The following is a 232-nucleotide window of genomic DNA, read 5'->3' as shown; positions in this document are numbered from 1 at the left end:
GAATTCATCAACTCGACGCCGACGCTGTTCAACTCCGCGACGCTGCACCAGCAGATGTCGTCCTGCTACGGCAATCGGGTGGGCGACCAGATCGTCTCTGAACCGGGCGATCACCCCTACGACTCCATCTACGGCGCGATCACCGAGTGCGCGTTGCTGTCGAAATACGCGGGCGGCATCGGCACCGACTGGACGCCGGTGCGTGGCAAGAACTCGCATATCAAGGGCACCA

Annotated in this window: 1 protein-coding gene; it reads left to right on the top strand. The window is 62.1% G+C overall.

Annotated elements, in window-relative coordinates:
* Positions 1-232: hypothetical protein (locus SB724_RS22005; protein ID WP_410573226.1), on the top strand; the 232-nt coding region annotated here is incomplete at both ends.

The organism is Bacillus sp. SIMBA_031 (assembly GCF_046535225.1).
GTDB lineage: Bacteria > Bacillota > Bacilli > Bacillales > Bacillaceae > Bacillus > Bacillus velezensis.
The sequence above is the reverse complement of the archived record's forward strand: the minus strand, read 5'-3'. Positions and strand labels throughout refer to the sequence as shown.